The sequence below is a fragment of the Metabacillus arenae genome (assembly GCF_014773385.1).
In the GTDB taxonomy this organism is placed as follows: Bacteria; Bacillota; Bacilli; order Bacillales; family Bacillaceae; genus Metabacillus_D; species Metabacillus_D arenae.
On the sequence record NZ_JACXAI010000003.1, the window covers coordinates 160,741 to 185,687 of the forward strand.

The window sequence follows — 24,947 nt, forward strand, 5'->3', positions numbered from 1 at the left end:
ATAAATCTAGTACCTATCAAATTTAATTTCCTTGCGCCGGCTCGGCTCCACTACATTCATGACACATTCTGTAACTAAATGGAGCGTCCGTTTGATCGCCTCATCCTTTGTATAGCTGCGTCTGTGGTTCATGTACGTATTCATCATGCCTTTCCAAATCATGAGCGTCATATCTGCGAGTATATCGACATTTTCTTGTTTGATAAACCCTCCCTCTACAGCACTTTGAATGTAAAGAGCACTTCGCTTGGAAAAGTCATGTTCCATGAGGATTGATTGAATTTGCTCTGGAAAGCCAATCAAATCATTTTCATGAATCGCATAATAGTCATCAAACAATTGCTGCGTGGAGGTTCCAAGGTTGTCCATGAAAATGACCGAATAAATATCAGGTTGTTCAAAGGAATGTTTACAAAAACATTCCCATGAATACAGCCATTTTTCTACGGTATTTTCCCCTAAGGCCATGTAGTCGGGAAGTTCACTTATATACTCTGACGTAAACCGCATGGATGCGAAAAATTTCAAGTGAGAAAGATCCTTAAAATAATTGTACGCAGTAGAAGCAGTGTAGCCAGCACGGTCGGCAACTTTGCGAATCGTCATATGTGCTAGTCCCTCTTCTTCAATCACTTCTGAAGCTGCATCAAGAAAATATCGCAACATGCGCGCACGTTGAAGTTCTTTTCTCTCATTCATTTTTCGACCTCCTTTCCCTTATTCATTTTTCACATATACATGCTTTTCTTCATTTTTCTTCAACCATTTAATCAGTGAAATCGCCATTAAAATGTACACAATCAAAACGGGAACACTGACGAGGACGGAAGACGTCTGGACCACATTTAGTCCTCCAGACATTGTTAAACTAATGGCAAGCGCTGATAAAACAACTCCCCACAATAATCGATGCCAACGGGCTGGCTGAGCATTCTGACCCAACTCTTGAGTTGCCACACTTGCGATCACGTAACTTGCTGAGTCAAGAGATGTTGATAAAAAGATGAATCCGAGAACCACAAAGAAAATGGATACAAGAACAGGCATAGGCAATGAATTCAGCACGGCTACGATTACCGAAGGATCACCTGCTTCGGCTTGAATGGTTGTTAATGATAATTTTCCACTCAATTCAAGGTCCATCGTATACCCGCCAAAGACACCGAAATAGAGCCAACTCCCAATGGAACCCCAAAGGAGTACATGAAAGACGAGTTCTCTAATCGTACGACCTTTGGAAATTCTAGCGACGAAGATGCCGACAAATGGAGCCGTTGCCGCAAACCAAGCCCAGTAGAACACAGTCCATGCTTGCGGGAATCCACCTTGTTGAATCGGATCGGTGTATAAACTCATTTTCCAAAAGTTATCTAACATTAAACCTAAACTGTTTGTAAAATAAGATAGAATAAATAAAGTAGGTCCAACAATAATGACAAAAATCGCTAGTCCAAAAGCCAGGTAAACATTTAAGTCACTCAGCCTGCGAATCCCTTTGTATAAACCAAAATACGCACTAGAACTGAAAATAATCGTCCATATAATGATGATGACAATATTCAGCCCTAATGATGGCTTGATTCCAATTAAGTCTCCAATTACGGCAGAAATCATCGGAACCCCAAGTCCAAGTGATGTCCCAAGTCCTCCAATCATGCTCCAAATCACTAATATATCAATCGCTTTTCCAATAAAGCCATCTGCGTTTTTTCCAAGCACACCTCGGCAGGCAGAACTGATTTTCAAGGAAGGATTCTTAAGCACATAGAAACTATACGCCATAACCACTGCTGGCAAAGCATAAAGCGCCCACGCTGAAATTCCCCAATGAAATAATCCGTAAGTTACCGCATACTCTGCTGCTTCGTTCGATTTCGCTTCAATCCCAAACGGTGGCCCAGCGTAGTAATAAAGCGGCTCAACAATGGACCAGAACATAATACTGGTTCCCATACTTGTTGTAAACAACATGCCTCCCCAACTGAACTTGGAAAATTCCGGTTGATCATGTGCACCCCCAAGTTTTACCCGGCTATAGCGCCCCACCATCAACCAAATTAATATAAGAAACAACCCAATCGTCAAAAACTCGAATGCCCAATCTAACTTGGATGTTATCGAGGTCAGCATTTCTTCCAAAACAGGACCCGCAGTCTCTTGATAAATCACAAGCAACGCCGTCAACAGTGTGATTAAAACAATGGACGGCCAAAAAATGGATTTTTCTATCTTAGAATTATTCATACAACTTCACATTCCTCCCAAAATCGATTTATTTTACTATCGTCCTTTCATTATTATACTCATTCATGAACATGTTCACTGAAAGAACACGTTCATTTTATCACAGCAAAAAAGAATGTCAAATTGGTGTGCACATCGGACCTATCTATCACTTATTTCTTTTCATGAACTTTAGACAAAATTATCCACTATTCTGACATAAAAAATGAAATAATCTGGTTTGTTCGAATTTTTCAAGTGTTCCAGGATACATTAATATTAAGTAAAAGGATGGTTTTGGTGATTTTAACCTTTATTCCATATTGAAGAGTTTTTGATTTCGTACAAAAATCACTTTAATTTAATAAAAAAAAATATTTGTTAATAAAAAGGGGTTGGAAAAACGGCTGATTAATACGGAATCCATGCCGAATACATGCAACGAAGTGATAAAAGAAACCTCCGAAAAATAACAACAAACATCATTACGCTATAAGGAGATAAAACATGCAAGAACATCATATACAACTAACTACTCCGGAGATTACCGCACTATGGACTACTTACATCCAGAATAGTGCCACAATCTGTTTTTATAAACATTTTCTCCAGCATCTTCAAGATTTAGAAATAAAACCGATTGTAGATGAAGCTTTGTTTTTGGGGCAATCTTATATTAAAAAAATTGAAACAATCTTTACAGAGGAAGGTATTCCTATTCCTAAAGGTTTCTCTGACAAGGATGTAGATTTATCTGCTCCATTACTTTATACAGATTTGTTTGCTTTAAGTTTTGTTTATCATGTGGGTCAATTAACAGTTCCTTATTACGCAACCGTTCTTACAAAAGTAGCAAGGACCGACGTCGTCGATCTTTTTGATGAATGTCTGCAAACGAGGACTAGGTTATATAAGAAATCCCTAAATTTAATGCTATCCAAAGGAATCTATGATAGACCTCCTAAGATTCCCTATCCTAATGAAGTAGAATTTATGAAAAAACAACAATCTCTTCTAAGTTTATGGTTTAGTGATAAAAAACCGTTGAATTCATCAGAGTTAGGTGAAATTTTTTATACGACTGAAAGAAATTATATAGGTTTACTTCTAATAATGGGTTTAATCCAGGTAGTGAAAGATAAGGAAATAAAGGAATACCTCATAAAAGGGAAAAAATTATCTGAAAAACAGATCGACATTTTTAATAAGATTCTAAAAGAAGAAGAGCAACTAGGTAACATTCCCGTAAGTATAGAAGTTACAGCTTCAACCGTTTCTCCATTTTCCGATCGACTCATTCTGTTTCTTATAACTTCGACTACTGCGGCAGGAATTTATCTGCTGTCATATTCTATGTCTACTGCAATGAGAAAAGATTTAGTTGCTCATTATTCTATACTTATACCAGAAATAATGAATTATGGCGGAGAAGGATTAGAGATGATGATTAATCGAGGATGGATGGAACAACTACCGCAACCTATAAACAGACACGATTTATATAAAACATAAGAAAGAGCCTTTTACTAATGAGAACGGAGTCCTTTATGTAAAGGCTCATTTTGTATTTGTCAATTCAAATTAAAAAGGAACCCCTTCAAGGCTCCCTCTTATCCCTTGTAAAACAAATTTGATTTTTACATATGTTCATTTTTATTTAGTGCTGTTTGTGCCAAATTATATATAGTTACATCATCCATTGGCGGATTGTGAAGTCCAGCTCTCACGTCACGATAAAATGAATAAACCTGCATGCTCGATTCATTTTATCCTAATCTTCTTTAGAATTTTCACAATATTTTTTGAAATTGTCTAGAATCGCTTGCCAGCCTGCTTCTTGCATCTCAATGGAATTGGTGGTTTCTGCTTCAAAAGCTTCAATTACCTTAGTTTCGTTTTCTTGACTAATAAAAGTGATCGTAGTTTTTCTTCCATCTTCCATAGTATAAGAAATAAACTCATTTACTCTCACTTCATCATAAACTCCATTAAAATCAAATCCAAAGCTACCATCCTTAGCTTCCATTCTTGTAAGAAATCTCCCGCCAACCCTTAAATCATTTTCGGCATGTGGCGCATGCCAGTCATCAGAAGCACTACACCATTTTGTTATATGCTGTGGCTCAGTCCAATATTCCCACACTTTTTCAACTGGTGCATGAATTGTGGTTTCCACCGTTATTGTCACTTTATTACCTGTCTCCATTTTAATTACCGCCGCCTCACTATAATAAATTTAGATTCATAGTTGTATTCGGCGTCCAAATAAGTAATTCCTGCCAGTTCATTATGCTGACGTAGTTTTTTTATCATTAGGGTAAACAAGAGAGTTATTTTTGGTTACTCGCCAGAACACTTTTTGGTGTCCCTTTAAACAAATATTAGTTGTTGCACCAGTCTTCAAATGAGGACAATTTTGAGTATATACTCAAAATACAAATAAGTCCTTATTTCTTTTATACAACTCTTTAAATAATTCGTAATAATGACTATACATTTTTACATTATCTTGTAAAGGCTCTATTACCATTTCATTATATGAAATAAGTTTTCTGCAAGCCTCATCAATCGAATGGTATACCCCGACGCCTACCCCGGCAATAATTGCAGCACCTACACAAGCTTCTTCCCCTGTTTTAGAAGTATACACGGGCTTATTGAAAATATCTGCTTGAATTTGCAGCCATAATTTACTTTTTCCTCCTCCGCCTGATGCAATGACTCTATTAGTCTGAATTCCTAATCCTTCAATAAGATCTAAGGAATCTCTTAGAGAATAAGTCACTCCTTCTATAACTGCCCTCACAAAATGATCATCACGATGTTTTAGAGTCAACCCGAAGAAAATGCCTTTTGCGTTTGGATCTAAATGTGGGGTTCTTTCCCCAGTTAAATAAGGTAAAAAAATAAGTCCTTCACTTCCAGGTGCAATTTTTTCTGCCATTTTTGTTAATGCTCGAAAGTCATTCTCTCTCAAAATGTTTGATTTTAACCAATTCAGGGACAGACCGCTATTTAAACTCGAACCTTGGATATTCCAAGTGTTAGGTTTGATGTGGCAAAATGTATTGGTTCTTAATTGCGAATCATACGCCGGTTTATCAACCATTACCGCAATTTGTCCACCTGTTCCAATATTTGATGAAACAATGCCGGGAAAAATAATACCATTTCCTACAGCCTGCATGAATTGATCACCGCCGCCAAATACAACAGGAGTCCCTTTCTTTAATCCAGTCTCCTTAGCAGCACATGTTGTTATTTCGCCTGCTATTTCACATGGCTCATAACAAGGTGGGAACAATTCTTCTTTAATTCCTAATTTTTTGATTAAAAAAGTGGCCCATTTTCGTTCAGCAACGTCAAATGCAAGAGTACTAGATGCATCAGTTGCTTCCGTTGCAAGCTCTCCCGTTAATCTATAGCGTATGTAATCTTTCGGAAGGAGAATTTTATTGGTTTTCTCATAACTTTCTGGCTCGTTTTCCTTTATCCATAATAAGGATGAAATGGCAAAACCCGTTGAAACTGAATTAAGCATTTTGTCGATTGCATTTTCTTCATAAATAAGTTGATTTATCTTTTCAATTTGGGATTTTGAACGTTGATCAGACCAAATTATAGCTGGGCGAATGACTTCCCCTTTATAATCAACCATTACAAGGCCATGCATTTGACCCGATAACCCGATTCCCCCTATCAAAGATGGATCAACATTTTCTTCTTCCAATAATGTTCTCAATACATTTACAGCTGCATTCCACCATACGTTAGGAGATTGCTCCGCATAACCTATTGTGGGCACTTGAATCAAATAACTTTCTTGTGCTTGTGCAATTACATCCCCTTCTACATCCATTAATATTGCTTTTATACTTGAAGTCCCTAAATCAATACCAATGAGATATTGCATATTTGCTTTCGCTCCTTTAGATTGTTATCTCTATTATGAAGTTTACATGATACGGAGCTTTTTTACCTCATCATCGTCACATGTGTATGACAATTATCCGATTTAGCTAGTAACTTTATTCAGAAGTTCTTAAAAGATAAAAACTGGGTGGCCCCCTTTAATTAATCGTGTAAACCTCATATTGTGGAAGTTCGATTTAACTTGATATTAATAGTAAGTATTTAGAAATTCTTTAATTTCATTGTTAATTTCTACTAAATTTTCTTCGGAAGGAAAATGTCCCATAGTAATTGTTTTGAATGCTGTTAAATTTGATATGACTTTTCTTGCTGCAACGTTTAACCGATTGGCTGGAAAAAAGATATCTTTTTCTCCTGCGATAATCAAAGTTGGGGAGTTGTACCGCATTAATTCCTCCTTCTCCGTTAATTTAGGCATTTCTTGTTCAAGTTTAAGATATTTAAAGATATCTCCAATAACGAGTTTATCAATTTCTTTCATACTATTAGCTGACATAATGCTTGTCATTTTAGTGAGATATTTTTCAGATGAAGATGAAAAAGTATTGAACAGGATCAAAGGGAGTAAGATATTCTTAATCATTTCTAATTTAGAACCTAACTGTATTCCTGCAGGAGAGACTAATATGGAACAATCAATCTTATTTGGCATAAATACCGCAAGCCTTAAAATGATTCCAGCACCATAGGAAGGGCCAATAAATGCACATCTTTCCAGATTAAAATAATTCATTAGTTCTGTTATCCATAAAGCAAAGCTATTATCCTTCGCTGATAACCGATTTTGATCACTATATCCCGGGTGACCGATTGTATCTGGTGCATAAATTCTATACTCTTCTATCAGAGGTGAGAACCAGGATAATGTCATTGGATTAATGCAATTGCCACCTTGAAGTAAAAACAAAGGTTTACCTTTACTTGGACCTGCTACAAGTACATGAGTTTTTCCAAAACTTGTCCTGACATAAAGTCTTTCGAAATCGCAAGTGAAAGTCTTAATATAATTTTCATAGTGTTCTGCAATTTTTCTTTTTCCTTCTTCACTTTTATAAATGGATGTTTTCACTGTATAACACCTCTTTAATCATTACCTTCTATATATAGCTGTAGAATTCTCTACGGAAACCAACCTTTAAAAGTTTCACAGTTATATGAATAATAGTAAGGTGATCCACAACAATTCGGACCTTTGTTAAAAAAGAGCGGATATCCTTAATAGAGGATAGCGTCGATAATTAAAAAATAACACCTTATTCAAAATCAAGTATCTTTCTTTTTTTCTTAACATAAAAACAATACAAATTAGCCTTTGTATAAAAATAAGCAATAAACTCACACACCTGTCTACTCCCCCAATTAGATAGATTTGTAATGTAATAGTTCTATATGGTCGATGGAGCTCAGCGTGGCGATTTTACGGGTGTGTTCTTCTTTACCAGTCGAATGATTTAAAACAATGGTCTTGGCTGGGAGAGATAAAAACGAAAGAAAGAGATTTCGGTTTTATGTAGGAATGTCCTGACTACTTTAAGTTACAAAATCATGGAATTCTATTATGTTAATATTCTATCACACTAGATTACAAGTCTCCTTTTTCTCCCTCTTATCTAAATTGGTACGATAAATGATGAGAAGTCTGTTATATTTAAACTAAACTAATTAACTTAATTGCCGTGCGATATAATCCGCCGTTCGAATCGCTAATGCAACTGTAGTCAATGTCGGATTGGCAGCTCCTGTGTTAGGTAATATACTATTGTCAGCTACATAGAGTCCGGACATGCTATGGACTTGACCAAAGCGGTTGGTTGTTGAGGTGGATGGATCATCGCCCATTCTGCACGTTCCCATTACATGAAAGTCGATTCCAGGAGAGCTTAAACAGATTTCAGGCTGCATACTTGATCCTAAAGCAGCAGCAGCTTTAATGATACTTTCGTTCAATTGGGAAATGATCAACTTATCTTTTGCGCTGAAGGCAAAATTAACTTGAATTTCTGGAACCCCGTACTTATCCCTTCTGTTCGGATCTAGGAAAAGCATGTTTTCATAACGAGGTTCTACCTTGCCAAAAGCATACGTTTCAACATTATGTTCTGCTGTTTGATTTAGTATTTCATATCCCTTTAAGATGTCAAACTGAATTTGATAGGGATGGCTTTCCGTTTGCGGTATCAGAAGATGGATCACCTGTAAAGTATTCTGGGTATCAATTAGAGGTCGATTCACTTGGAAGCTGGATCTCAAAAAAGAATGAATGGTTAAATAATGACCAATTGCCCTTCCCTTAATCCCGGAGGAAAGCAAGAGGCGCGGGCTCTGAAAAGCATTTGCCGAAAGGATTATGTTTTTCGCTTTTAATTCATAAACTTTTTTCTCAGGAGTCATTACTTTGATACCTGTGACTTTTTCTTGGACAGTAAGTATTTGTACGGCTCTTGAATTGATCGCCAAATCAAACGGCCGTTCCATAAGTGCTGAGGCTAAAAATGAAATGGAACTGAAATTTACGACTGGCCCATATTTGGCCGGTTCCAGATTAAGGGCTTTCGGAGTAACAGTTGTTTCAGGAAAACCACCTTCCCAAAGACGTTCAAGGAATGTATATGTAAGCGGGTATGTTGTTTTTGAAACCAACATCATTTGTTCAGCGATATTATAATAAAACTCCAGTTCTTTTCTATTTATAGGATAATTATTCCATTCAGAATCGTACATACGAGGGCTGGCAAGTCCCCAAAACAAAGTCATTCCTCCAAGTGCGATAATTTCCCTCGCACCAGGCAACTCGGGTAGAAGATAACCAATTGGCCTTAAAATTTTTGGATTTAAGAAATAGTTATTGAAACTGCTCGCTAAAGTAGGAAGGTTCCCTGCATGAGTTTGTAACAAGATTGGTCCTGCTTCCACAACGCCGATCTTTTTATCAGTATTCCTAAGTTGCTCACATAACCTCCAGATAGCTGCTCCTCCCCCTGCCCCTGTTCCGACAACGAGCACGTCATACTCAATTTGAGCCATCTTATCTAAAGAAGCAAGTGGAATAAATTCATCCTGTAATTTCGTCGGTAACAGAGGAGTGCAGGAGGGAATATTGGGAAAAACTCTGATTGGCACTGTTGGAGAGGGAATGTTGACCTTGTGACCGCCGATATTTAAATCGGTCCCGGGAATGTGGGGATTTTGGTAGATAAGCTGGTCTATTTGGATTCGATATTTTTTTGCAATGGTTTCTAGTGTATCTCCATTAAATGCCGTAATAATCTTCATTATTTACTCACCCCTATACTGAAAGACTACTTTTATAATGTATATAAACCACGTATATTTTTTATGATTTTTTTTGCGTTGTCGTACCCTCTTCAGATAGATAGAAAAAGGAGATTTCGCAAAGAAAAATTAAGCGGACTTTCCCAGCTTGAATACAGAGAAAGACCGCAGCTTTAAATATAAGGCTAAGTGCAATTGATTTTAGTTTATAATAAAAAAGAGAGTATTCTTTAATGACAGTTGTATGAAACCAGGCCGACATCAATTGGAACCCTTACGTAAAGCCGCCTTCTTCACGACCAGCAAAGAATCGCATAAGCATATTTACCATTTGACTGCAAAAACACTATAAGAATGATAATTGGCTAGAGCCATCCCGTCAGTTCTGGTCAGACAGACTCTCTGTACTTGAACATTTTTTAGATGAGGAGGAATGACGAATGTTAGCAGTAATAGAAAAAGTAGAGGATGGCTATGTCGCCAGGTATGATCGACCATTAAAACATTCAATCGAAAAGGTATGGGCTGCTTTAACGGAGAATGATAAGCTGGCAAGATGGATGCCAAATCTCCAAGTAGAAGACCTCCGAAATGGAGGAACCATCAAATTTGATATGAAAGACGGTTCCGGCACATTTATTGATATTAAGATTTTAGATTTCGAAGAATATTCCGTGTTGGAATACGAATGGGGTAAAGACCGTGTTCGCTTTGAGTTATATCCCAAGCCTGAAGGCTGCCTGTTAGTATTAAAAGAGTTTATAGGTACAATAACGGATCATACATCAAAAGATTTATCAGGTTGGCATGTTTGCCTTGATGTTTTTTCCGCTTTGCTAGATGGTCGCTTTATAGAGTTTCCAAAAGGTGAATGGGAAAAATGGTATGAAAAGTATGATATAGCAGTTAAACAGATAGAAAAGTGACCATCGATTCTTCAAAACCACTCTACTTATTAGAGTAGCAGATTATATTATGAATCAATTAAAATAAATATACACTAAGAAGTTCCAAAAAATTTTTACACATCGTAAATGACCTGGTTGCAGGTTAGAGTGACAGAAGCGTCAAAGAAGGAAAATAAGTGGAATAAGAAGAACCAGTTAATTAATTGGACTTAAGTATCCTTTGATTTTATTTTCTTTCCTTTTAGTAACGTTATTAAGGTAATGAAAATAAGAGGAAGTACGGCAACAATCGTAATAAACAGCGGCCAAACGACCAAAACGATCTCTGCATGCTCAATTTCTGATTTATACATCGTGAGTGAAAGCAGCAGCGCTACAAATGAAACAGGAAAAATAATGATCCGTTCATCATGCAATTTGAACACTCTTGAAAGGGTCTCTTTCAGAATAAAAAGTGTAATGGATGCCTTCATATAGGAACCCACAATTAAGGCTATTCCAATAAAAGATTCAATTCTCGTAATAATCTCTCTTATATTAATCAAACGTGCAAGTTGAAACACTGAAAATTTAAAGGTACTGGCGAGCGGACCCAAAGCCATAATCGAGCAAACAACAGAGATGACGAACATGAAGCCTTGTATCAGCAAGACTAAAAACATATATTTTTTCAATGAGTTGTTCTTTTCCTTACGAACGAAAGGAAGTATTAATGAAAAAAGAACCAGTTCTGAATAGGGAAAGCCTAAAACCAAATAAGAACCATGAATCACTGGTTTCATTCCATCTGGAAAGACAGGCAATAGATTTCCCACTTGATAAAATGGAATGCTCAATATTAACACAGTTACTGAAAATAAAACCATGTAGATTAAAAGCATGACAAACATTCTCGTCATTACTTCTATACCTGATCTTGCTGTCATTGCAGACACAAGTAAAATCAAGGAATGAAAGACATAAGGAGGTGTTTCCCTCATCATAGCATTTGTAAGAAATCCTCCTATATCTACGACGATATTCGATAGCATTAATAGAAGAAGAAGTATAATTGGGATGGAAATACATAGTGTAACCCACTTCCCTAACATTTTGCGGCTGTAATCGATAAAGGTTAAATCAGGATTTTTGCGATATAAATAATAGACGCATGCTAAAAGGAATATCCCATATCCATTCCCAATTATGACAGAAAGCCACGCCCCATTGCCCGCTGCATCGGCTAAAGGCTGCGGCATGTTGATAAGAGAAGAACCAAGCATAAAAGAAAGAAATAAACATGCCATTTGCCCGCTGCTAACCGTTTCCTCTTTCCTCATCCTCTTTCCTCCCTTTTGTAAAACAATATGATTATTTAGAAGATGACATCAAATAATCCACAATTTGTTGGGCAGGCTTGCCAAAGATAAAGTGAACAAAATCATCTAGAGTTGGCCATTCTAAATCCATTACAAAAACAAGACTTAAATATATGACCGAAATCATCAACGTTCCATAAATGATCCGTTCACGGCGATTTGCTTGTTTTAATTTCGGAACGTCGTAAAGTATCATTCCCAAATATATGATCATTAGAACGAGAGTTTTTTCAAGCAATGTCTATTCCTCCGTTACTTTTTCACCAAGGGGCATGCCTGTACCTTGAACTTTGACTTCAACATCAACTACAAATTTGATGTCGGCAAAAATGTCGTCCCAATCTTTTTCCCACTTTTTCCACAACGCCGGGTCTTGTTGATAAAGTTTATTCCCTATGCCAAAAACATCTGCTTTCTTTTCCTGTAAATGTTCGATCTGTGTTTCTAGGTCCTCTTTTACCATTTTTTTAATATGATTTTCTAATTTTTTGATTTCTTTTTTAGTAGTTATAGATGTACATCGCAGTTCACCAACCACTCCCTCTATTTTAGTCAGCATATGTACTGTGGGAGGTTTTTCGGAGAATTTGGGTCCTATTTTTGTATGAATAGAACGAATCTCCAGCGTTTCCTTTTTCCGATTCTTTCCACTTCCTTCATCCACACAAGGGAACTCAATAACCCCTAGTTTAAATTCATTTGTTAACATAAGAATTTTCTGAACATCATCTGATGTTAAGCGATCAACCATCTTCCCTTTACTAATTACAGCAGCACCACTGCTAAATGAAGATTTTTGTTGGTCCTCAGTCGTTTCAATATACGGAATCATTGTAGTTTTGACTTTACTATTTAGTTTCAGCAAGGTATCGAATAGCAGGGCTCTGTTTGTCTTTCCAGCAACATTTGCGCTGTTTTCTATAATGGTCCTTAGTTGCTGACCCATTGAACGCTCGATAAATGGTTTTTGTTTCCAATAGTCAGCAGCTTTTCCCTTGGTAATTATAATAAGCATATTGAGCCGTGTTTCATGGTCACGATAAAAATAGTCAAGAACCTCCCCTATATCATGTTCCTTAGCAAATTGTTCCCCAATTAAAACAATTCGCATGTGACTCCATTGGGCCCTTCTCCCAAAATAACGTGGTAAGTCCCGTGCTGCATCAAAAAGGCTCTCATTTACTGTTTTTATATTTATATATGGGGGTTTACCCCCTCCCGCACCTGCTCCTCCAACAGTTTCCATTGGTGAATATACTTGAGCGTTTAATTCAATGCTGCCGTCTTCTGTTTGATCTAAACTTACCCCCATTAAAAAACCAACCTCGGTTAATTCCATACTGTTCCAGCAACCTGTTAAACAGATTAATAAGCAAATAATAAGTAATGCTTTAATGGAGATAGAGTTCATGTTCTACCATACTTTCTTAGGAGATTTAGATTGCAGATCACTTCTTCGCGGTGAATTCCACAAAGATTTAAGCGGTGCTCTTATTAAAACATCGAGTAGCTGCCTCGGTCTGAATGGAGTAAGTGGACTAAAGTATGGTTGTCCCAGTGACCTTAAATACGTTAAATGTAACATAATGAGAACGAAGCCGATCATGATCCCAAATCCGCCTAATACAGCAGCTAAAATCATCAATGGTAATTGAAGAAGTCGAATGCCGATGGCAATGCTGTAATGAGGCATCGCAAAAGAAGCAATTCCAGTTAGTGCGACTAAAATGACAATGGCTGGAGAAGCGATGTTGGCATTGATGGCGGCCTCCCCAACAATCAATGCTCCAACGATACTTACCGCTGATCCAACCGGTCTTGGCAAACGAATACCAGCTTCTCTTAATAATTCAAAGAAAAAAATCATAATTAAAACTTCAAGAAAAGCGGGAAATGGGAGCCCTTCTCTTGTATCAAGAATAGCCATTAATAGGTTTGTCGGGATAAGTTCGGGATGAAAAGTAGTTAAAGCAATAAAAGCACTAGGTAATGTTAAGGCCATGAAAAATGCTGCCATTCTTAATACTCGAATAAAGGATGAAAAAATGACTCTATGATAATAATCCTCACTTGCTTGAAAGAATTCGGTGAAAAGTCCGGGGCAAATTAATATGGTTCCCGTACCTTGCACCATTACGATAATCCTTCCTTCTAATAAGCTGGAAATGGCTACATCAGGACGTTCAGTCGTTCGATATTGGGGGAAAGGCGAATAGGTTGAATCTTCAATTAATTCTTCAATATTTGCTGTTTCCAAAATGTCCCCTTGTTTAGCAGAATCGATCCTTTTTTTGAATTCAGCCAGCGTTTCCTTATCGACGGTTCCCTCGAGGTAACCAAAAGCAACCTCCGTCCTAGTAGCTCCTCCTGCTCTAAATTTCTCAATTTTAAAATTAGGGTTTTGTAATCGGTTTCGTAATAACCCGATATTTCTTTTCATCTGTTCAACTGTACCTTCTCGGGGACCTTTAACAACAGATTCCGATACAGGTTCTGTCACATTCCGCATGTTAATTTGTTCCGCTTGGGAATAGGATAACACTTTGTCCCAGCCATCAAAAAAGATTACAATATATCCTTGTAAAATGTTGCTTACAGCCTGATTAAAACGATCAACAAGAACAGCATTTTCAGAAGAAATACCATTTTGATTAAAAAAGTTTATAACCTCTTTCGTGGAAATCGTCGTAGCTGGACCAACTTCATGAGGTACCAAATCCTGCATCGATTTTTTCATATAATTCACTGATTTTTCTTGCACTAAAGTCGTGAAATACACTGAAAAAGCCTTATGTTTTAGATCTGGTCCGTATTGCCAAGGGAAAACTTTCAGATCTTCACAATTAGAAAAAATATCTTCTAACCGCTTTTGATTTTCCGATAAATTAGTTGAGATTGTTGTATCATTTGTAGTCATTACCCTAACCTCTTTTTTCCTTTATTGTTATATTGTGATATAAAGGTTAGGGATTTATTCACCATCAATCTTTCTATTCAGTAAGTGTAAGAAATGTTTATCGATAGGATACTTTTTGGGGGGAAATCGGGGGTTAACTGTATTTTCCTTTCCATCTTTCTGTTGACCTTAAATGTCTGTCTTAAAATGGCCAAAAAACGGTTCAGCTCCATGGGGAGATGCAGCCCATCTTATGGCATTCGCAATGACTCTTATTACCTCTTTTTGATAATAAATCGGATGCCTCTCATGTCCCGGTTGGAAGTAAAAGATCTTTCCAAGTCGCCTGTGAAATGCACAGCCGCTTCGAAACACTTCTCCCCCTTCGAAGGAACTAATAAATACAAGCTGATCAGGGGCAGGTATGTCAAAAAATTCTCCATACATTTCCTCCTGCGGGATTTCAATATACTGACCGATGCCTTCTGCTATGGGATGAGCTGGATCTACAACCCATAATATTTCTTTCTCTTCAGTTTCCCGCCATTTTAAATCACAGCTTGTGCCCATTAACATTTTAAATATTTTCGAAAAATGTCCCGAATGCAGAACGATCAATCCCATTCCATCCAGGACCCTTTCATAAACTCTTTCAACAATTTCATCCGCTACTTTCTCATGGGCTAAATGTCCCCACCAGATCAATACATCTGTATGTTTCAGCACTTCTTCTGTTAAACCGTGCTCTGGCTGATCAAATGTAGCCGTTCGGAGCTGAAAGCCATACGGAATAAGGCCGTCAGCTATTGTTTTATGAATCCCATTTGGATAAATAGCAGCTACTTCAGGATCCTTCCGTTCATGGATAAATTCATTCCAAATTGTTACCTTAATCGTTCTCATTTTAATCGTTTTATCTCCAAACGTTATTTGAATCATGTTTAGCCTCCCCTCTCACTAATATGACTAATATCCTGTATAACGAATGGACTTAATTAATGAAAAGAATGATAACAGTGTATTATATGTATGATCCTTTTAAAAAATAATGGTAGGCTTTCAAAAAAGGTGATAAACTTAATCATTTGCTTTTTGTTTCGATTATGGATGATTCAGCTTTGATTGGCATGCTTAGTTAATAAGTAGATTTTCTCCGTTCATTTGTCTATCTAGACTGGCACTTTTAATATTCTTATAAACCAAAAAGTATAAAAACTCATTTGCAATATATTATTGCAAATGAGTTTTCTATAACTAGCTGACATCTAGCTTTGTTTTAAAATATGGCTTGTTTTAATAATTTTAATTTAATTATTATGCTCAAGGCAATGATAAACCGCCATCATATCTCGTTTATTTAACTCACGAATACGATTGAAAATTGGAATATCTGCAACAGCCTCATGATTTAAGCTTTCAGCAACAACATCACTTACTGTTCCAGTTAACCATGTTTTTACTTGTATGCCTTCAACAAGTTCATTAAGGCCATCATCATTGATGCCACTTGCATAACAACTTACACAAGGAATTGTTAATTTGTACACGCCATCATGCAGATTATCTTCAGAAATCACTTTCTTTCCTTTACAGAATGGACAAGGATGGCTTTTTTTAATTTTATTAATTTGGGTAACTAATTTTTTGTAACCAAATGCTTCATAAACATATGTTAGTTTTTTGTATTTTCCATTTGTGAAATACTTATCTATGATCGTTTCTCTTGTTTCATTGATAGTAGGAAAATCACAGATGGTCACTTGATTATTGTTGCTAAAGGATTCGATATTGTCTTTGATTGTGTCCCAGAATGGTAAGACATTTTGCAATACCATTTCATAACCCGTAAAGCTTGCTTGTTCTAATTCAAACATTTTCAGTGCGACTTGTGTTTTTCTAGGAAGTAAAGAGACATCTTCTGTCAAAATCATATCGCCGCCTACAATTGATCTCAGTTTGACGAGTGCAGGTAAATCACCTGCTATTTTTAATACTTGATCAAGGGACAGATTGATCATTTCACGAATATCTGTGTCTCCAAATTTAAGAAGTTTATGGTGGTTTAAAACTGTACCCTCACAAATTGGACAGGTAATCATCTCTTTTGATGCTTTCATATGCTCTTTAATAATCGATTTCGAAATGACAATATACCCACCAACAATAGTATTAAAACCTACCCATGTTCTACGTGCCTTGCCTTTCTTATCATAAAATGACTTTTCAAAATACCCGTACCAAAATGTATGCTTTTCTTCATCTGACATCTCATTATAGCTTTTCGTCAGGTCAAACCCTAACTCATTCTTAATCTCTTCAAATAGAAATTCTAATTTTGGATATTGATAAAATTTTAATACTTCCATTACTTCTGGATAGAATAGACCATCCCAGAATGGAACGTTTTTGTCCTGAATAACAACATCTTTATCAAATATTTCAATCTCAAGACGCCCCGAGCATGATGGACAATGATTGTCCTGAGAAAAGAAATCGAAGCTTTTCGTATCTTTATTGGTCGGATGCGCCGCTATAATATGGTTCATCATGCCGCCAATTTCATAAAGGAAACTATATTGACTATACAAATGTCTTTCAAGATCAATGGCAATGACAGGTGCTATTTGTTTAGAATCGTATTCACCATAAATCAAACGGGCCATTGATGATAAGCTTTTTAAAATACCGCCCTTATAAACATTTTCTGCATTTTTAAAATAGTCGATATGATTTTCTTTTAAAAACGAAATGCCATTTTGGGATTTGAGTGTAGACGAAATAGGCGATGGAAGTGCGATATCTTCCCTATTTTTAGTCTCATAATATTCATAATGACTAACAATATCAAGATGCGTGACAGGTTCATTCTTTCTTTTACCAAAATCAACAATAAAATCAGAACTTTCCATCATATAGGCATTATGTTCAATCATCATGATTGAAACTGATTCATCTTGTAGAATACCCCTGATACTATCAGTGAATTGATTTAAAATATTTTGTGATAATCCTTTTGAAGGTTCGTCAAAAATGAAAAGTGTTTGAGGATTTCTAGAATTTGCAAACAGTTCCGAGACTAAATGCACACATTGAAATTCACCAGTCGATAATGTTTGCGTCTTTCTATTTAAAGTCAAATAACCTAGTCCAAGTTTGATCAATAAGCTCAAACGTTTATGTGCGATATCTTCATTTGGAAGTTCATCAATGATATCTTCAATTGAGCGATCGAAAATATCATCAATTGCCTCACTATATTTTGTGATTTTCTTTTTAATATCAAGAAAAGTTGCAACAGTTGACCGACTTGTAATGGATTGGTTTCGATCTTGTCCAACCATAACGAGTTTATCTTTTTTGTACCGCTTCTGAAAATCTTTGGCAATACATTCGTTGACAAGTGTTGATTTACCACATCCAGACTCTCCGGTAATGGTTACAAGTCTATTTTTTGGTATTTTAATTTCAGCCATTTGAATATTACGACAATATAATTCATGAAATTGATAGTAATCTGTTGGCTCTTCCTCATTTCGTCCTGAGTATACTGGTTTTGGGCGCGGTGATTTATCCACGATTTTTCCGCCGTATTTACCACTGCCAGGTCCAAAGAATACACGGGTCTCCGTTGTATCGAGCACTATATCAGAATGGTCAATAAGCCAAATTTGATTCTTATAGCCTAATTTTTTAATTTGTTCTAAAATTTTAAGTAATGTTTTGTGATCAATTCCGACTGATATTTCATCAATGATAATGACAGTATTTTCACTTACAGCCATGAATTCTGCGAGGTAAAGTCGTGTTAATTCTCCACCAGACAATGTACCCATAATTCTGTTTAATGTTAAGTAACCAATATTCATACTGATTATGTTTTTAAGAATATGTTGTTTTTCTTCACTAATATTTAAATCTTCGGATAGCGAAAGAATAATTTCAATACTTAAGTTGTTAATATCTGATATACTATGCGGTTTACCAAATAAATCGATTGTATATTGCTGAACCTCCTCGTTATAACGCCTTCCATTACACTTTGAACATTCGACATTTTTGTTAGTACCGCGGCCTTTACACTTAGAACACCAGCCTAATTCATTATTAAATGAAAAGACTTCTGGAGAAAGATCGTATTTTTCAGCGAGTCTTACACGAATCTCTGTAAATACGCCAGTATGCGTGCCAATTGTTGAACGTGGATTAGAAGAAATGGATGATCTTCCAAGAAAAAGCACTAAAGGCATTTCTTCCATATTAATGGCACTGAAATTTGTTTCCATAATATTAGGGAATAAATACTGATATTCAGCCTTTGGCAATAATGAAACGAGACGTTTCTTAGACTCTTCACCAATTGTCTGACAAAAAGTTGTTTTACCAGATCCAGATAAACCAGCAATGCCTAACGATTGATCAGCTGGAAGCGCTGCATCTAATTTGTTAATATTATTCGCAATTAATTGATTTATTTTCATTGTGATCTCCTTACAATTCTCTTAATTTAGTATTGCCATGTTTGCTAAATGACAATTATTACAATACTTGTGATTTAACTTAATTCTTTATTCCATTAAAAATGAGGCTTTCCATGTTCGGGGAAGCTCCCGATTGCGGAATAGAGGACATGCCGGTTGAGCTGCAATCTTACTAAAGCACCCGTTAGACATGGGAGGGAAAGCCGCCAGTTGCGTCGTGTGCAATGAGTGCATTATATATAGAATATTTGCGTTACCGACTCCTTTATTCCCGCGTGCCTTTATGTAGCCTTTATTATTAGTACTTTGATCTGAAAATTGGGTTGAAATTCTGCGAATAAGCGAGCATTTACGAGTAAATTGAATCTATCTGAGGGAGTTAAGCACAATCCTTTACAAACTATATACTTATTTTATCAAAAAGGGACGTTATTTTTGACGCAAGGTAACCATTCAAAGCAATGTGGGCGCATGAGTCACTCAATTCTAGCGTCATCATCATTTTACCTTGAAGAATATTTTCTTCCAGATTGTGTTGTGTCATAGTAGAACTAGGGTTAAGGAGTCGATAACATATCTACTGTTGGCAAATAATTGTTTCTTTAATACTCATCACTATCCATTCTTAACTAATACCCAAAAAAGACATCCTTTTTGATATTCCGTTTTGGAATATTATGATTTTTTAAATAAATAGAAATAGAATCTACCATTGACTTCGGTCCTGCTACAAAGTACTTACCATTGTTCTTATATAAAGTGCTCAACTTATCTATCTCTTGATGTAAGTCATCCCTTGAATCAAGGTAAGTTACACTTATTGAAATATTGTTAGCCATTTCATCAAGTTCATCTTTATATATGTATGACTTTTTGCTTTCCATATAGAGTAGGTGTATTGACTTCTCGTTGCCATTTCCTTCCTCCTTTATTTGTTTTAGTATCGATCGAAATGGTGTAATTCCGATTCCACCTGCAATTAGAATTGAAGGACTGTTATCTTTTAAATAAAATGACCCTACAGGCCCACTCATACGAACTTTCATTCCCTGTTTTAATTCTAACATCGCTTTCTTAAAATCACTTGGGTCATCACTGATACCAATTGTTATTTTAACAACGTTCTCTTTAGGAGCAGACGCCAAAGTGAATGGTCGAGTAGAATTTTTAATAGACTTATGAGTAATATTAAACAGACCATGTTGCCCTGCTTTCCAGGTTAAATCTTTATCTTTTTCAAATAGAAAAGTATATACACCTTCTGATTCTTTGTAGCTTTCTAACAATAATAATTCTCTCTTTTTGAATATTGGTAAAATATCTTGAAAAACACTCATTTCCCCATCTCCCTTTTAAATAGCTATCCATATTTATATGAAACAGTTTACATTTGCTATTGCGAATTCTTCGAAAGACCGTGGTTTTCTCCCTATGAAATAAAAACATCCGTTCACTTATACGGCCAGCCATTCCCCAATTATGGCAGCGATGGGAAGGAGATTAAAGTCATTTTTCCATCTCCATTTTGCAAAAGTATCCGATCTGTTAATGCGTTCCACACTTCTCAATAGAACTTGTAAATTGAAAATCTAATGATACATACATCTGATTTCATTTTTTGTCCGATAAAAGACAAGGCTTATAAAGACGCTCTTAACAATGATTTTATCAGTCTACTACCCTTGTATCAATAGAGTGTACACTCTATTGATATATAATTGACTAATTTTAACTGAATAATTACAGAAATAAGATGATGCTGTATGAAAATTGCGAGAGGTAGAGAATTGCTTACACCGGAACAGCGACAGGCCTTTTGCAAATTCCTCAAAATGAATGGGTGCTAGGAACCTACTACACTTAGCAGGGAGTCGCTTGGGAATGTATCAATGGTTGTATGGATGGTCCACCGCAAATTGTTCAAACTGTTTTCTTGGGCGGTTTGGCACGGTTAGCCAAGCTTTTTGGATATCGAATATGATTATGCACGAAAGAGAGTAAGAGAGTGGGAGAAATTTCTATGTATCCTATTCAAAAAACCGGATTCCTTAACATTCTGAAATCCGGTGAGAAAAATACCATGGCTAGACCAGGGGTACTCATATTACAATACAAAGAGGTATTTCCCGTTATATGGAAATACTATCAATAACCCCAATAATATGGCACCAAATCCAATGAACTGGGTTCATGTAATGATGACTTTGTTTCAGGAGCAGCCTGACGCTGCTCCTCTTCACTGGAGAAATTTATAAGTTATTCGTCTGGATGTTAATGTCATTAAACTTAGGTTATGGCTAATTTCTATATTTTTATCACCTTCAATCCTTTAACATGCCTAGAGTTATTCCAGCAATTTACCGACTAAATATCCCCAAGAAACTATCTTAGTCATTTCCTATCAAACTATTTCATTTAAACAGATCTTCTCGAATAGGAGTAAATGTATCAAGTAAAATAGATTCCTCCAGAGCCATTACACTCTGGAATTTATTTTACATTTAACTACCTTCTTTCGCTCTTTTCAGATGGATTCTGTTTTTGTTTTGGTTACGGTTAAGCCTTCTGCTTTTTTAAATACTTGATTCGCTGTCCACATGATCATAAAAGCTAGCAAACTAACACTGAAAAAAGGAATCACGCCAGGTACAATCGTTAAAATAAGATATAAAATGAATATTCCAATCATCATTCCGAATGTGAAATGAGGATAGGAAGCACCTAAAATGAATGCATATTTCAAATACATACCTATTTTCCAATCGTAATGTACGTAAACCGGAAAAATATAAAGTAATACAATTAGAAACAAGAAGCTAATGACTAAAACGCCAAACCTGATTAATGTGAAAAAAATGCCTTCAATCGGAATGAATGCTAGGTCAACATATAAAATAAAGCTGAAAATAACTAAGACCGCTCCAAGAAAATTTGATTTCACAAATTCCTTACGATAGGTTTTCCAAAAGACAGAAAAAACCGAAAACTCATTTTTTCCTAGCACCCATTTGCGTATGACTGCAAAAAGAGCTACGGTAGCCGGCATAATCCCCAAGAGTACGAGTCCTGTCAATGTAAATAAAAGCCAAAGGAAGTTTACATATGCAAGCCGTGAAATCCATTCACTTATTCTGAAAAATCTACCCGAAAGCCCACCTAATCTCATATACGCCCCTCCCATAGATCAGAGTTATAGAAAAAATCTATATGTTTACTTCGTTTTCAAGCTTTAACATACTTTGGATATTTATTGGTGCTTTTTCCTTTACTGATCTCCATATCGCTTCACCTGCAGCAATGGAATAAGCTCCAGCAACTGTTCCTGCCAAAATGTCATATTGTCTTCGCGGGTCTGCGCCTAAGAAAATATCCTCTAACAGAATCGGGTCCCCTCCACCATGGCCTCCCGGCGTTTGAACAACATGAATGATTTCCTTCGATCCAAATAAAGGATAGTATTCGATCGTCTGTTCGGGTACTGGAAACGGAACTCGGCTAGGTGCATGAAATTCTTGTGTTTCAATTCTGCCTTTTGTGCCATTAATAGCCAGACGGTACCCTTCATATGGCAGGGAAAAATTAATCGAATAGCTTAAAAGAGCGCCTTTGTCATACTTTACGGTCGCAGTATATGTGTCTTCGATGTCAATTTCGGAATCAAAAATACAGGCATCCGGGCGATAATTTGTATAATTTCCCGCCCTCATTTCTTTCATCGTATAATGATCATCTGCCACATTTATCGTTTCACTCCTCGAAGTCCATCTCATAAAGTAATCACATTTATGCTTGACATGACACGTACCACAAAAACGATGATCTTCCTTAGATGGGTTGAGTTCACCTTCTGGGCCATAATAATTCAAAGCTCCAAACGCAAAGACGTCGACAGGCTTTTGATCCAGCCACCAATTAATTAAGTCTATATGATGGGTTGATTTGTGAATTGAGAGTCCACCGGAATACTTTCGTCTCCTGTTCCATCGTTTGAAATAGCTCGCACCATGATACGTGTCGATATACCAGTTTAAATCGACTGACGTGATTCGACCTATCTTCCCTTCTAGTAAAAGTTCTTTAATTTTTCTGTGGATTGGACTGTAACGATAATTGAATGTAACCGTTACTTTGCCTTTACTGTCAGCCTCTGCCTTTAGTACCTTTTTAACATCCTCAACATTTGTGACCATTGGTTTTTCCGTAATCACATCTAGGTCATAAGCAAGACCATTTACGATGTACTCTACATGTGTATCATCTCTGCTTGCGACAATTAACGCATCTGGTTTCGTTTCCTCAATCATTCTTCCAAATTGTTCTGGTATATATGTAGGTACGTTGTTTATTTGTGGATACTCTTTCTGACAAGCAGTGAATCTATAAGAATCATAATCTAATAACGCAACGATTTGATTGTTAGCCGCGAACTCATTTAGTAAAGGTTTTATAAACATTTTCATCGCTCTGTTGCTTAGGCCGCAGATCGCATATTTTCTCATCAAAACACCTCTTTTTTATTTTTATTAATCAATCCAGATAAAATAGTAAAAGCTTCATCTTGAAACTACGCGTACTTTGGAATAACCCCGACCATTTGGTTGAAATATCGTTATTTTGATTTTGTGCTAAAAAAATCGGCAATGCATAGTTCTCCTAAATAATCTTTTCCTTAAAAAATTATGAATGCAGCTTTTCCATCTCCATACAAGCAAGAATAAACGCTCCTGCACCATGTAAGTCGTTTTCACTACGTTCACGGCTTATATAATAATCGTAAATACCAATTGAGGTACCGACACAAATATCCTTAATGACAACAGAATGGGGTGTCTCTTCAATTTTGTGGTCTAACAAACCTTGAAATCCCTTTTTTGCAATTTCTGCATATTCCGAACCAACATACTTATTCATAACGGCTTTCGCAATTGTATAAATGAATAAACTGGAAGCAGAAGACTCAAGCCAATTATCTACTCGGTCTCCCTTGTCCACCACTTGATACCAAAGACCTGTACCGTCATCCTGATATTTGGACAGGGCGGCAACTAAATTTTGAATGACACCAATCCATTCTAATCGTTTCGGATGGTCCTCAGGTAATAAGTCAATCATATCGATAACCGCTAAACCATACCATCCCAGTGATCTCCCCCATATTTCTGGGGCTGTGTTTGTCTCTTTATTCACCCATGGCATTTTACCTTTTTCATCCCAGCCATGATAATACAACCCTGACTTTTCATCCTTCGTGTGCTTTCTCATTAACTCTTCTTGGTGTATGACCATTTGGATTAATTTAGGTTCATTGAATTCATTTGCATACTCTAAGGCAAACGGTCCTCCCATGTATAACCCGTCCAGCCACATTTGGTACGGATATTTATCCTTATGCCAAAAGCCGCCTTCGCTCGTTTTATTTAATGTATTGTACAAGCTTCTAAGTTTATGAGCTGCTATCTTATATTTTTCATTTCCTGTTTCCTTATATAATGAAAACAATAGCAAGCCTGCTTGGATAGAATCTAATTCGTCCCTCCTAAAATAGAAATTCCCATTCTCATCGACTAAATGATCGACATATTGTTTGTAGTATTGATAATATTTCTCGTTCTTTGTCTTTGCCCACACTTTCATCATTCCACATAAGAACACTCCTTGATGATAATGCCAGCTGCTTGCTGGGGGCAGCTCTGAAGGGGGAAATTTGTTCATTAATGTTTCTGCTAATTTTTCTGCCCAATAAAGGGGGGTTTCTACTTTAACATTTTCGTTCATTTCTATTTCTCCTCTCTATCTCATCGAATAACAAGCAAGCTTATATTTTTGTTCCATTTAAATGAAAGCGATAACATTTTCATGTTTTTAAAAGATACGATCC

The 24,947-nt window shown here is 36.4% G+C and carries 18 protein-coding genes; 2 read left to right on the plus strand and 16 right to left on the minus strand.

Features of this window, described 5'->3' with window-relative positions:
- Positions 1–6 precede the first annotated feature (6 nt).
- Positions 7–699: a TetR/AcrR family transcriptional regulator gene (locus IC621_RS03980; RefSeq protein ID WP_191155964.1), complete on the minus strand. Its 693-nt coding sequence runs from the start codon at positions 697–699 to the stop codon at positions 7–9.
- 18 nt (positions 700–717) lie between these two features.
- A complete protein-coding gene (locus tag IC621_RS03985) occupies positions 718–2,244 on the minus strand; it encodes a BCCT family transporter (protein ID WP_191155965.1) in 1,527 nt (508 codons plus the stop codon).
- Positions 2,245–2,730: 486 nt separating this feature from the next.
- Here IC621_RS03985 and IC621_RS03990 point away from each other — a divergent pair, with 486 nt between their 5' ends.
- Complete coding sequence (locus tag IC621_RS03990) at positions 2,731–3,735, plus strand: DUF3231 family protein (protein WP_191155967.1); 1,005 nt, start codon at positions 2,731–2,733, stop codon at positions 3,733–3,735.
- 259 nt (positions 3,736–3,994) lie between these two features.
- On the opposite strand, the gene IC621_RS03995 is transcribed toward IC621_RS03990, so the two are convergent.
- The 4 genes from IC621_RS03995 to IC621_RS04010 form a co-directional block, all read right to left on the minus strand.
- Positions 3,995–4,429, minus strand: coding sequence for an SRPBCC family protein (locus tag IC621_RS03995; protein WP_191155969.1), 435 nt, complete (start codon positions 4,427–4,429; stop codon positions 3,995–3,997).
- A 222-nt stretch (positions 4,430–4,651) separates the two neighbouring features.
- On the minus strand, positions 4,652–6,136 hold the full coding sequence (gene xylB / locus IC621_RS04000) for a xylulokinase (protein WP_191155971.1): 1,485 nt from the start codon (positions 6,134–6,136) through the stop codon (positions 4,652–4,654).
- Positions 6,137–6,343: 207 nt separating this feature from the next.
- Complete coding sequence (locus IC621_RS04005; RefSeq protein WP_191155973.1) at positions 6,344–7,225, minus strand: alpha/beta fold hydrolase; 882 nt, start codon at positions 7,223–7,225, stop codon at positions 6,344–6,346.
- Between the two features lie 593 nt (positions 7,226–7,818).
- Entirely contained in the window at positions 7,819–9,429 is a 1,611-nt protein-coding gene (locus IC621_RS04010) for a GMC oxidoreductase (RefSeq protein WP_191155975.1), read from the minus strand.
- A gap of 440 nt (positions 9,430–9,869) precedes the next feature.
- Between IC621_RS04010 and IC621_RS04015 the strand changes: the two genes are divergently transcribed.
- Positions 9,870–10,355, plus strand: a complete 486-nt coding sequence (locus IC621_RS04015; RefSeq protein WP_191155977.1) for an SRPBCC family protein — start codon at positions 9,870–9,872, stop codon at positions 10,353–10,355.
- Positions 10,356–10,546: 191 nt separating this feature from the next.
- Here IC621_RS04015 and IC621_RS04020 read toward each other — a convergent pair whose 3' ends face one another.
- The 10 genes from IC621_RS04020 to IC621_RS04065 form a co-directional block, all read right to left on the minus strand.
- Positions 10,547–11,656: a GerAB/ArcD/ProY family transporter gene (locus IC621_RS04020; protein ID WP_191155979.1), complete on the minus strand. Its 1,110-nt coding sequence runs from the start codon at positions 11,654–11,656 to the stop codon at positions 10,547–10,549.
- 31 nt (positions 11,657–11,687) lie between these two features.
- Complete coding sequence (locus IC621_RS04025) at positions 11,688–11,933, minus strand: hypothetical protein (protein WP_191155981.1); 246 nt, start codon at positions 11,931–11,933, stop codon at positions 11,688–11,690.
- 3 nt (positions 11,934–11,936) lie between these two features.
- Positions 11,937–13,106, minus strand: a complete 1,170-nt coding sequence (locus IC621_RS04030; protein WP_191155983.1) for a Ger(x)C family spore germination protein — start codon at positions 13,104–13,106, stop codon at positions 11,937–11,939.
- A gap of 3 nt (positions 13,107–13,109) precedes the next feature.
- The gene (locus IC621_RS04035) at positions 13,110–14,612 is read right to left on the minus strand and encodes a spore germination protein (RefSeq protein WP_191155985.1); all 1,503 of its coding nucleotides are present in this window, start codon (positions 14,610–14,612) and stop codon (positions 13,110–13,112) included.
- Between the two features lie 168 nt (positions 14,613–14,780).
- Positions 14,781–15,530, minus strand: a complete 750-nt coding sequence (locus IC621_RS04040) for a ThuA domain-containing protein (protein WP_396652967.1) — start codon at positions 15,528–15,530, stop codon at positions 14,781–14,783.
- Between the two features lie 368 nt (positions 15,531–15,898).
- Positions 15,899–19,069, minus strand: a complete 3,171-nt coding sequence (locus IC621_RS04045; protein ID WP_191155987.1) for an ATP-binding cassette domain-containing protein — start codon at positions 19,067–19,069, stop codon at positions 15,899–15,901.
- Between the two features lie 629 nt (positions 19,070–19,698).
- Entirely contained in the window at positions 19,699–20,406 is a 708-nt protein-coding gene (locus IC621_RS04050; RefSeq protein ID WP_191155989.1) for an FAD-dependent oxidoreductase, read from the minus strand.
- A gap of 1,187 nt (positions 20,407–21,593) precedes the next feature.
- Positions 21,594–22,235, minus strand: a complete 642-nt coding sequence (locus tag IC621_RS04055) for a YesL family protein (protein ID WP_191155991.1) — start codon at positions 22,233–22,235, stop codon at positions 21,594–21,596.
- A 37-nt stretch (positions 22,236–22,272) separates the two neighbouring features.
- Complete coding sequence (locus IC621_RS04060; RefSeq protein ID WP_191155993.1) at positions 22,273–23,568, minus strand: Gfo/Idh/MocA family protein; 1,296 nt, start codon at positions 23,566–23,568, stop codon at positions 22,273–22,275.
- Positions 23,569–23,746: 178 nt separating this feature from the next.
- The gene (locus tag IC621_RS04065; RefSeq protein WP_191155995.1) at positions 23,747–24,844 is read right to left on the minus strand and encodes a glycoside hydrolase family 88/105 protein; all 1,098 of its coding nucleotides are present in this window, start codon (positions 24,842–24,844) and stop codon (positions 23,747–23,749) included.
- Between the last annotated feature and the right edge of the window lie 103 nt (positions 24,845–24,947).

Coding starts and splice junctions, on each gene's coding strand:
- IC621_RS03995 (WP_191155969.1), bottom strand. CDS start 4,429: ATGGAGACAGGTAATAAAGTGACAATAACGGTGGAAACCACAATTCAT.
- xylB (WP_191155971.1), bottom strand. CDS start 6,136: ATGCAATATCTCATTGGTATTGATTTAGGGACTTCAAGTATAAAAGCA.
- IC621_RS04050 (WP_191155989.1), bottom strand. CDS start 20,406: ATGAGTGTTTTTCAAGATATTTTACCAATATTCAAAAAGAGAGAATTA.
- IC621_RS04010 (WP_191155975.1), bottom strand. CDS start 9,429: ATGAAGATTATTACGGCATTTAATGGAGATACACTAGAAACCATTGCA.
- IC621_RS04030 (WP_191155983.1), bottom strand. CDS start 13,106: ATGAACTCTATCTCCATTAAAGCATTACTTATTATTTGCTTATTAATC.
- IC621_RS03985 (WP_191155965.1), bottom strand. CDS start 2,244: ATGAATAATTCTAAGATAGAAAAATCCATTTTTTGGCCGTCCATTGTT.
- IC621_RS04020 (WP_191155979.1), bottom strand. CDS start 11,656: ATGAGGAAAGAGGAAACGGTTAGCAGCGGGCAAATGGCATGTTTATTT.
- IC621_RS03990 (WP_191155967.1), top strand. CDS start 2,731: ATGCAAGAACATCATATACAACTAACTACTCCGGAGATTACCGCACTA.
- IC621_RS04015 (WP_191155977.1), top strand. CDS start 9,870: ATGTTAGCAGTAATAGAAAAAGTAGAGGATGGCTATGTCGCCAGGTAT.
- IC621_RS04045 (WP_191155987.1), bottom strand. CDS start 19,069: ATGAAAATAAATCAATTAATTGCGAATAATATTAACAAATTAGATGCA.
- IC621_RS04065 (WP_191155995.1), bottom strand. CDS start 24,844: ATGAACGAAAATGTTAAAGTAGAAACCCCCCTTTATTGGGCAGAAAAA.
- IC621_RS03980 (WP_191155964.1), bottom strand. CDS start 699: ATGAATGAGAGAAAAGAACTTCAACGTGCGCGCATGTTGCGATATTTT.
- IC621_RS04060 (WP_191155993.1), bottom strand. CDS start 23,568: ATGAGAAAATATGCGATCTGCGGCCTAAGCAACAGAGCGATGAAAATG.
- IC621_RS04040 (WP_396652967.1), bottom strand. CDS start 15,530: ATGATTCAAATAACGTTTGGAGATAAAACGATTAAAATGAGAACGATT.
- IC621_RS04035 (WP_191155985.1), bottom strand. CDS start 14,612: ATGACTACAAATGATACAACAATCTCAACTAATTTATCGGAAAATCAA.
- IC621_RS04055 (WP_191155991.1), bottom strand. CDS start 22,235: ATGAGATTAGGTGGGCTTTCGGGTAGATTTTTCAGAATAAGTGAATGG.